The organism is uncultured Caulobacter sp., assembly GCF_937900395.1.
In the GTDB taxonomy this organism is placed as follows: domain Bacteria; phylum Pseudomonadota; class Alphaproteobacteria; order Caulobacterales; family Caulobacteraceae; genus Caulobacter.
Genome location: NZ_CALCDX010000092.1, coordinates 1 through 7244, shown reverse-complemented (window position 1 = coordinate 7244; position 7244 = coordinate 1). Strand labels below are relative to the sequence as shown.

Below are 7244 nucleotides of genomic sequence, written 5' to 3'. Positions count from 1 at the left end.
CATGATGTCGGCGGCGGAGAAGGCGTCGCCCAGCAGCCAGGGCGAGCCTTCCAGCGTGGAGCGCAGCCGATCGTCCATGGCCTGGTACTGGGTCTTGTCCTCGTCATCCTGCCGCTGTTTCCAGAGGTTGGTCACGCACGGCTCCAGCACGCCGGCGTAGTAGGCCAGCCACGAAAGGTAGGGGCCCCGCAACGGGTCGCCGACCACCGGTCCGAGACCCGCCTCGGGGAACTTATCCGTCAGATAGAGCGCGATCGCCGCCGATTCCGTGATCAGCACGCCGTCGTCCAGCAGGGCGGGCACCTGGCCGTGAGGATGGGGGTTGGCCGGGTCGCGCGCGCCGGTGTTGCTGACGCTGCGGAAGATGTCGACCTTGCGGATCTCATAGGGCGCGCCGAGCTCTTCCAGCAGCCAGATGAAGCGGGTCGAGCGTGAGCGCGGCGCGTGGAAAAGGGTCAGCATGGCGGCTTCATCCGTCTGTTTTGTTGATCAGAGCCCGCGTGGACCCTGAACGCTAGGGTCGTCTTGTTCGATCCCGTATTTGGCAGCAGACCTCTCCATATTGACGGCTGGACAGAACCACCCGCCTATCCGCCGCGACAGCGCGGAGGCTTGAAGATGTACACCCTCTATGGTTCGCCCAGCACGGCCGGGACGGCCATCCACTGGATGCTGCTGGAACTCGGCGTTCCGTTCGAGGTCAAGCTGCTGGACTTCGAGAAGGGCGAGCACAAGACGCCGGAATATCTGGCGCTCAACCCGGATGGCGTGGTGCCGACGCTCGTCATCGACGGCAGGCCCGTGACTCAGATGGCCGCGCTCGCGACCTTGCTGGCCGAGCGCCATCCGCAGGCTGGGTTCGCGCCGGCGCTCGGCTCGCCCGAGCGGGCGGCGTATCTGAGCTGGAGCTTCTGGCTGGCTAACAGCTTCCAGCCACACTTTCGCGCCTGGTTCTATCCGCACGAACCGGCCGGCGGCGAGGCGCAGGAGGCGGTGAAGGCCGCCGCCAGGGCGCGGATCGAAGCCGCGCTGGCGCGCCTCGACGCCCATCTGGCCGATCGGGACTACATCGTCGGCGACGGCTTCACGACTGTGGACCTTCTGGCGACGATCCTGTGCCGCTGGTCGCGCAACATGCCCAGGCCCGCCACCGACTGGCCGAACCTCAAGCGCTACCTCGACCGCATCCGCCAGCGTCCGGCGCTGCGCGAGGTCCACGCCCGCGAGGGACTGACGGACTGGATCAACGGCTGAGATACAAAAAAGGCCCGGTCTCCCGGGCCTTTTCCAGTTCGGCTTGTCGCCGAGCTTACTTCACCGCCGCGCAGAAGCGCTGGATGCGCGAGCAGGCGTCTTCCAGCACGTCGTTGCTGGTGGCGTAGCTGATGCGGAAGAACGGCGAGAGGCCGAAGGCCGCGCCGTGGACGACGGCGACGCCTTCCGACTCCAGCAGCTCGGTCGCGAAGTCCTCGTCGCTCTCGATGACCTTGCCCGAGGGCGCGGTCTTGCCGATCAGGCCGGCGCACGACGGATAGACGTAGAACGCGCCTTCCGGGGTCGGGCAGTGCAGGCCGGTGGCCTGGTTCAGCATGGACACCACCAGGTCGCGGCGCTCCTGGAACAGCTTGGCGTTCGGCTTGATGAAGTCCTGCGGACCGTTCAGCGCCTCGACCGCCGCCCACTGCGAGATCGAGCAGGGGTTCGAGGTCGTCTGGCTGATCATCTTGCCCATGGCCTTGATCAGCGGCTCGGGACCGCCGGCGTAGCCGATGCGCCAGCCGGTCATCGAATAGCCCTTCGAGACGCCGTTCATCGTCAGGGTGCGGTCGTAGAGCTTGGGCTCGACCTGGGCGATGGTCGTGAACTCGAAGTCGTCGAACACCAGGTGCTCGTACATGTCGTCGGTCAGCACCCAGACCTGCGGATGCTTGAGCAGCACGTCGGCGATCGCCTGCAGTTCGGCGCGGGTATAGGCGCCGCCCGACGGGTTCGAGGGGCTGTTGATGATCAGCCACTTGGTCTTCGGCGTGATCGCCGCTTCCAGGGCGGCCGGGGTGATCTTGAAGCCGCTCTCGGCGGTGGTCTCGACGGCCACCGGCGCGCCGCCCGCCAGGAGAACCATGTCGGGATACGATACCCAGTACGGCGCGGGGATGATCACCTCGTCGCCCGGATTCAGGGTGGCGACCAGGGCGTTGTAGATCACCGGCTTGCCGCCCGGAGCGACGTGGATCTGGCTCGGCTTGTACTCCAGGCCGTTCTCGCGCTTGAACTTGGCGCAGATGGCGGCCTTCAGCTCGGGCATGCCGTCCGGGTCGGTGTACTTGGTCTTGCCGGCCTTGATGGCCTCGATGGCGGCGTTCTTGATATTGTCCGGCGTGTCGAAGTCGGGCTCGCCCGCGGAAAGGGCGATTACGTCACGACCGGCGGCTTTCAGCGCGCGCGCCTTGGCGCTGATGGCGATGGTGGCCGACGGTGCGATGCGCCGCAGGGCGGCGGACTCGAGCGACATCTTGCAGGACTCCCCTGTCTTGCTTGGTCCGACTGGAGGACCGTTTCAGGATTGCGGCGGTCTTTACGCTCCCGTTCGCTGCGGCGCAACGCGGGAGAGGGTGGTTTCACGACGTCGTCCACCGCTCACGCTTGACCCAGCGCGAGGCATGGGCGAGGCAGGGCGCGTGATCCGCCGTTTCATCGACTTCGTGACCAATATGGACGCCCGCGCCTGGCGCATGGTGGCGGTCTCGTTCGTGCTGTTTGGCGGGGTCGGAGTCGTCTTCCTGTTCGGCGCGCAGCTGCTGGGCGTCAACGGCGAGGCGGCGGTCGAGCATTGGCTGGGCGCGGCCACCGGGCCCTGGGCCTTGCCGATGGCGGTGGCGGCCTTCGCGGTCATGGCCTTCCTGGGCGTGCCGCAGTTCGTGCTGATCGCCGCGGCGGTGGTCGCGTTCGGACCCTGGACGGGCTTCGCCTACAGCTGGATCGGGACCCTGATCTCGTCGCTGGTTGGCTTCTGGCTGGGCCGCATCTACGGCGCGAAGATCCTGCGCGAGTTCGCGACCGAGAGCGTCAACAAGTTCATGCGGATGATCGGCAAGAACGGCTTCATGGCCAGCCTGATCGTGCGCCTGGTGCCCTCGGCGCCGTTCATCGTGGTCAACATGGCCGCCGGCGTGACGCCGATGCGGCTGCGCGACTTCGCGAGCGGCACCGCCATCGGCATCGTGCCCAAGATCGCCCTGACCGCCTTCGCCGGCAATTCGATCGTCCAGGCGATGAAGGGCGGCGGCAAGCAGCACATCCTGATGATCGTGCTGGCGATCGTCATCTGGCTGGGCATGGGCCTAGTCAGCCGCAATTGGCTGAAGAAGCGCGAAGCGGCGGAAGAAACCGCTTCCGAGTAAAGGTATCTCCACTCGCGTCGCTGGGGTTTGGCAACAACCGTGCCCGCGAAGGTGATCTGATGAGCGGCTTTGACCTTAACTGCGCGTGAGTGGGGGTTTTTCTTTCTGTTGGGGTGTTCTGTGGCAATAATATTGCTCCGCGTGCGACGGATTGCGCGCCGGGCGCAAATTGCTTGCTCGATTCGAGGCGCCTGTGTAGAAAGTCGCTCATGACTGTCGCGCGCGACCTGCTTTCGCTTCGGCTTATCAGCCCCTGGGCGCTCTAGGGGCCGCGCATCGTCGTGGCCGGGCGCACAGGGGATTTCTGACCCGCAGCCCGCACGCCACACACCCCTTTCGACGAGTACTTCCATGACCTCCGTATCTACCGTCGCTTCCGACAAGCGCGACAACGTCGTCATTTTCGACACCACCATGCGCGACGGCGAGCAGTCGCCCGGCGCCTCGATGTCGCTGGAAGAGAAGCTGGAACTGGCCAAGATCCTCGAGGAGATGGGGGTCGACATCATCGAGGCCGGCTTCCCGATCGCCTCGAACGGCGACTTCGAGGCCGTCCGCGAAGTGGCCAAGATCGTCAAGAACTCGACCATCGCCGGCCTGTGCCGCGCCCACCAGGTCGACATTGATCGCTGCGCCGAGGCCCTGAAGCCCACCCAGCGCGGCCGGATTCACGTGGTGATCGCCACCTCCGACCTGCACATGAAGCACAAGCTGCAGATGGAGCCGGACCAGGTCATCGACGTGATCGCCCGCTCGGTCAGCCACGCCCGCAACCTGCGCGACGACGTCGAGTGGTCGGCCGAGGACGCCACCCGCAGCGACCGCCAGTTCCTGCGCCGCGCGGTCGAGACCGCCATCAAGGCCGGCGCCACGACGATCAACCTGCCCGACACCGTCGGCTACACCTATCCGTCGGAATACGCCGACCTGTTCAACTGGATGGTCAATAATGTCGAGGGCGCCGATCGGGTGATCTTCTCGACGCACTGCCACAACGACCTGGGCCTGGCCGTGGCCAACAGCCTGGCCGGCGTGCAGGGCGGGGCCCGCCAGGTCGAATGCGCCATCAACGGCCTGGGCGAGCGCGCCGGCAACGCCGCGCTGGAAGAGATCGTCATGGCGCTGAAGGTGCGTGGCGACCGCCTGCCGTTCCGCACCGGCATTGACACCACCCACATCACCCGCGCCAGCCGCTACGTCTCGGCCATCACCGGCTTCCCGGTGCAGTACAACAAGGCCATCGTCGGCAAGAACGCCTTCGCGCACGAGAGCGGCATCCACCAGGACGGCATGCTCAAGAACCGCGAGACCTATGAGATCATGACGCCGGAGTCGGTGGGCCAGGCCCCGTCGAGCCTGGTCATGGGCAAGCACTCGGGCAGCCACGCCTTCCGCGCCAAGCTGAAGGATCTGGGCTACGAGCTGGGCGAGAACGCGCTGAAGGAAGCCTTCGGCCGCTTCAAGGACTTGGCCGACCGCAAGAAGCACGTCTACGACGACGACATCATCGCCCTGGTCGACGACGCCCTGGCGCGCGGCTCGGAGAAGATCCGCGTCTCGCGCCTGCGCGTGGTCGCCGGCACCGACGGCCAGTCGGCCGAGCTGACCCTGGACGTCGACGGCGTCTCGAGCACGGCGGAAGCGACCGGCGACGGTCCGGTCGACGCGGTGTTCAACGCCATCCACAAGATCGTGCCGCACAGCGCCGCCCTGCGCCTCTTCCAGGTGCACGCGGTGACCGAGGGCACGGACGCCCAGGCCCAGGTCTCGGTGCGTCTGGAGGAGGACGGTCGCATCGCCACCGGCGCGGCCGCCGACACCGACACCCTGACCGCCTCGGCCAAGGCCTATGTCAACGCGCTCAACAACCTCTTCGCCCGCAAGGAGAAGAGCCGGCCCGAAGCGGCGATCGCCAGCGGGTTCTAGAGCGCGATAGCCAAAAGTGGTCGCCGGTTTTGGCGGCCATCGCGCTCCAGGATCAAGCTGCGACGCGCGCTCGGCTGAACGGCCGCGTCGCTAGGATTTCAGCCCCCAGGTGCGCCTGGGGCTGAACGTCCAATCCCAGTTCCCGCAAGCCTTCGGCGAGCGCCCTGCGGGGCGCCTCGTCGAGCAGCGCGCTCGCGTCCACGACCAGCGTCCCGCCGGGCCGCAGCATCGTGTAGGTCGCGGCGATGACCGCGCGCGCGTCGTGAGCGGTGGGACAGTCAATCACCAGCAGAACGTCGCTACGCTCGTCCGCGGCCCCGCAGGTGGCTCGGCGCGCGGCCTCGACGCGCTGGTAGCCGCGCCGCCATAGCTGGCACATCGCGTCGCCCGCGCCGGGGCCCGCCACGGCCACGAAGCAAAGCGGCGTGGCTTGGGCCAGCCCCAGCATGCGGTCGAGGGCGGGATTGATCCCCTCGGTGGGCACGCCCAGCAGGAACTGGGCGGCTTGCTTCAGGGGACGAAGCGGGTGGGGCGACATGGTCGGTAAGCCTTCTTCTGATGGCCCGCCACGCGGCGAGCCCGCACCCCCTGTTCTGCGTCCAACGCCCGCAAGGGCTCCATTCGGAAACAGGCCCCTCGGCATAAGGGGCGTGTAAGGAACGACCTGATGTTCGGCGACAATGACTACGCCGCGCCGGCCGCCTGGACCTTGATCCGGGCGCGCACGACCGCGTTGGGCTTCGACATGCCCTCCGAGGCGAACACCGGCGCGCTTCTTCGCCTTCTGGCGGCGTCGAAGCCGGGTGGGCGGATGCTGGAGCTGGGAACCGGTACGGGCCTGGCCACCGCCTGGCTGCTGGACGGCCTGGACGCTTCGGCCAGCCTCACGAGCGTCGACATCGATCCGCTTGTGCAAGAGATCGCCCGCGAGGTCCTGAAGGACGACCGCCTGCGTTTCGTGCTGGCCGACGGGCTGGACTATGTCCGCGAACAGGGGGCAGAGAGTTTCGACCTGATCTTCGCCGACGCCTGGCCTGGCAAATACGAGGGGCTGGACCAGACCTTGGCGCTGCTGAGGCGGGGAGGTCTGTACGTGATCGACGACATGCAGCCCCAGCCCAACTGGCCGGATGGGCATCAGGCGCGGGTTGACGATCTGGTCGCGCGGCTGGAAAGCCGTTCGGATCTGGTCGTGACGCGCTTGTCGTGGGCATCGGGCCTGATCGTCGGGGCGAAGGCATGATCTGGATTCCCATCACCATTGGCGCGGCCGCTCTCCAGGTCGCGCGCAACGCCGCGCAGCGCTCGATCATGGGCGGGGCGGGTCCCTGGGGCGCGACCCTGGTCCGGTTTCTGTTCGGCCTGCCGTTCGCCACCCTGTTCGCGGTGGTGGGGTGGCTGCTGACGCCGGGGGCGACCGCTCATCCGACCGTGACCTTCTGGCTGGCCTGCTTCGCCGGAGCGGGGCTTCAGATCGCTGCAACGGCCGCCTTGCTGACGGCCATGCACCGCTCGACCTTCGCCCTCGGCACGGCCATGCAGCAGAGCGGCCTGCCGTTCGCCCTGGTCTGGGGCGCCTTGTTCTTCGGAGACCATATCGGGCCGGTCACCTGGGCGGGCGGGCTGACCGCCAGCGTCGGCCTGGCGATCCTGACCTGGCCGCGCGGCGAGGTCGTCATGCGCAAGGGGGCGGCGCTGGCGGGACTGGGCTCGGGCGCGGTCTTCGCGCTCAGCGCCAACTGTTTCCGACAAGCCAGCCTGGCTTTCGAACCGGCCCATCCCGCCGTCTCGGCCTTCGTGACCGTCATGGTCGTACAGGCGATCCAGACGGTCGGTCTGACCAGCTACCTGGCCTGGCGCGATCCGGCGTCGCTAAAAGCGGTCATCGCCGCCTGGCGCCAGTCGCTGGGCGCCGGT

General features: G+C 67.4%; 9 protein-coding genes. 6 read left to right on the top strand and 3 right to left on the bottom strand.

What is annotated here, in order from left to right:
• The coding region (locus tag Q0379_RS07945; protein WP_299006758.1) for a glutathione S-transferase N-terminal domain-containing protein at positions 1-462 on the bottom strand (462 nt) is incomplete at its 3' end.
• Between the two features lie 156 nt (positions 463-618).
• Between Q0379_RS07945 and Q0379_RS07940 the strand changes: the two genes are divergently transcribed.
• Positions 619-1254 (top strand): glutathione S-transferase family protein, encoded by a 636-nt coding sequence (locus tag Q0379_RS07940; RefSeq protein WP_299006755.1) that lies wholly within the window; start codon positions 619-621, stop codon positions 1252-1254.
• Between the two features lie 55 nt (positions 1255-1309).
• Here Q0379_RS07940 and Q0379_RS07935 read toward each other — a convergent pair whose 3' ends face one another.
• Positions 1310-2512, bottom strand: coding sequence for a pyridoxal phosphate-dependent aminotransferase (locus Q0379_RS07935; protein ID WP_066682913.1), 1203 nt, complete (start codon positions 2510-2512; stop codon positions 1310-1312).
• A 166-nt stretch (positions 2513-2678) separates the two neighbouring features.
• Between Q0379_RS07935 and Q0379_RS07930 the strand changes: the two genes are divergently transcribed.
• The 3 genes from Q0379_RS07930 to Q0379_RS07920 all read left to right on the top strand — a co-directional run bounded on the left by Q0379_RS07930 (position 2679) and on the right by Q0379_RS07920 (position 5327).
• A complete protein-coding gene (locus Q0379_RS07930; RefSeq protein WP_299006746.1) occupies positions 2679-3401 on the top strand; it encodes a TVP38/TMEM64 family protein in 723 nt (240 codons plus the stop codon).
• Positions 3402-3610: 209 nt separating this feature from the next.
• Positions 3611-3667: a hypothetical protein gene (locus Q0379_RS07925; protein ID WP_127847010.1), complete on the top strand. Its 57-nt coding sequence runs from the start codon at positions 3611-3613 to the stop codon at positions 3665-3667.
• Between the two features lie 85 nt (positions 3668-3752).
• Positions 3753-5327 (top strand): 2-isopropylmalate synthase, encoded by a 1575-nt coding sequence (locus Q0379_RS07920; protein ID WP_299006743.1) that lies wholly within the window; start codon positions 3753-3755, stop codon positions 5325-5327.
• A 52-nt stretch (positions 5328-5379) separates the two neighbouring features.
• Here the strand turns inward: Q0379_RS07920 and Q0379_RS07915 are convergent, their stop codons facing one another.
• Positions 5380-5865 (bottom strand): hypothetical protein, encoded by a 486-nt coding sequence (locus Q0379_RS07915; RefSeq protein ID WP_299006741.1) that lies wholly within the window; start codon positions 5863-5865, stop codon positions 5380-5382.
• Positions 5866-5994: 129 nt separating this feature from the next.
• On the opposite strand from Q0379_RS07915, the gene Q0379_RS07910 reads away from it, so the two are divergent.
• Both Q0379_RS07910 and Q0379_RS07905 read left to right on the top strand, forming a co-directional pair.
• Entirely contained in the window at positions 5995-6570 is a 576-nt protein-coding gene (locus Q0379_RS07910; protein WP_299006738.1) for a class I SAM-dependent methyltransferase, read from the top strand.
• Positions 6567-7244: EamA/RhaT family transporter (locus Q0379_RS07905; protein ID WP_299006734.1), on the top strand; the 678-nt coding region annotated here is incomplete at its 3' end. The genes Q0379_RS07910 and Q0379_RS07905, both read left to right, overlap by 4 nt.